Source organism: Streptomyces sp. NPDC002566, assembly GCF_042889585.1.
Lineage (GTDB): Bacteria > Actinomycetota > Actinomycetes > Streptomycetales > Streptomycetaceae > Streptomyces.
The window spans coordinates 1,726-3,560 of sequence record NZ_JBIARD010000016.1 but is presented as its reverse complement, the minus strand read 5'-3'; the positions used below and the strand labels follow the sequence as shown (position 1 = coordinate 3,560).

The 1,835-nt window shown below is 58.3% G+C and carries 1 rRNA gene (running past one end of the window); it reads right to left on the bottom strand.

Annotation, left to right across the window (positions count from 1 at the left end):
- A 23S ribosomal RNA gene (locus tag ACFYXA_RS34840) occupies positions 1-1,701 on the bottom strand; it reaches 1,489 nt to the left of the window's first position.
- Between the last annotated feature and the right edge of the window lie 134 nt (positions 1,702-1,835).

Below are 1,835 nucleotides of genomic sequence, written 5' to 3'. Positions count from 1 at the left end.
ACGCCTACACCCTTACCCCGGGACAACCACCGCCCGGGCTGGACTACCTTCCTGCGTCACCCCATCACTCACCTACTAACCGCTTGGTTCGGCGGCTCCACCACTTTCCTTTCCCCGAAGGGTCCGGAACGGCTTCACGGCCTTAGCATCACGATGCTCGATGTTTGACGCTTCACAGCGGGTACCGGAATATCAACCGGTTATCCATCGACTACGCCTGTCGGCCTCGCCTTAGGTCCCGACTTACCCTGGGCAGATCAGCTTGACCCAGGAACCCTTAGTCAATCGGCGCACACGTTTCTCACGTGTGAATCGCTACTCATGCCTGCATTCTCACTCGTGAACCGTCCACAACTACCTTCCGGTGCTGCTTCACCCGGCACACGACGCTCCCCTACCCATCACAGCCGGCGTTGGCCGTATTGCTGCAATGACACGACTTCGGCGGTACGCTTGAGCCCCGCTACATTGTCGGCGCGGAATCACTAGACCAGTGAGCTATTACGCACTCTTTCAAGGGTGGCTGCTTCTAAGCCAACCTCCTGGTTGTCTGTGCGACTCCACATCCTTTCCCACTTAGCGTACGCTTAGGGGCCTTAGTCGATGCTCTGGGCTGTTTCCCTCTCGACCATGGAGCTTATCCCCCACAGTCTCACTGCCGCGCTCTCACTTACCGGCATTCGGAGTTTGGCTAAGGTCAGTAACCCGGTAGGGCCCATCGCCTATCCAGTGCTCTACCTCCGGCAAGAAACACACGACGCTGCACCTAAATGCATTTCGGGGAGAACCAGCTATCACGGAGTTTGATTGGCCTTTCACCCCTAACCACAGGTCATCCCCCAGGTTTTCAACCCTGGTGGGTTCGGTCCTCCACGAAGTCTTACCTCCGCTTCAACCTGCCCATGGCTAGATCACTCCGCTTCGGGTCTTGAGCGCGCTACTGAATCGCCCTGTTCGGACTCGCTTTCGCTACGGCTTCCCCACTCGGGTTAACCTCGCAACACACCGCAAACTCGCAGGCTCATTCTTCAAAAGGCACGCAGTCACGAGACACCAAGCAAGCTTGATGTCCGACGCTCCCACGGCTTGTAGGCACACGGTTTCAGGTACTATTTCACTCCGCTCCCGCGGTACTTTTCACCATTCCCTCACGGTACTATCCGCTATCGGTCACCAGGGAATATTTAGGCTTAGCGGGTGGTCCCGCCAGATTCACACGGGATTTCTCGGGCCCCGTGCTACTTGGGTGTCTCTCAAACGAGCCGCTGACGTTTCGACTACGGGGGTCTTACCCTCTACGCCGGACCTTTCGCATGTCCTTCGCCTACATCAACGGTTTCTGACTCGTCCTGCCGCCGGCAGACGACAGAAGAGAGATCCCACAACCCCGCATGCGCAACCCCTGCCGGGTCTCACACGCATACGGTTTGGCCTCATCCGGTTTCGCTCGCCACTACTCCCGGAATCACGGTTGTTTTCTCTTCCTGCGGGTACTGAGATGTTTCACTTCCCCGCGTTCCCTCCACACTGCCTATGTGTTCAGCAGCGGGTGACAGCCCATGACGACTGCCGGGTTTCCCCATTCGGAAACCCCCGGATCAAAGCCTGGTTGACGACTCCCCGGGGACTATCGTGGCCTCCCACGTCCTTCATCGGTTCCTGGTGCCAAGGCATCCACCGTGCGCCCTTAAAAACTTGGCCACAGATGCTCGCGTCCACTGTGCAGTTCTCAAACAACGACCAGCCACCCATCACCCCCAACCGAAGTCGGAGTGCACTGGGGCCGGCATCTCGAGGGCGTTCATTCCCTCAGACACCCAACAGCGTGCCCGACC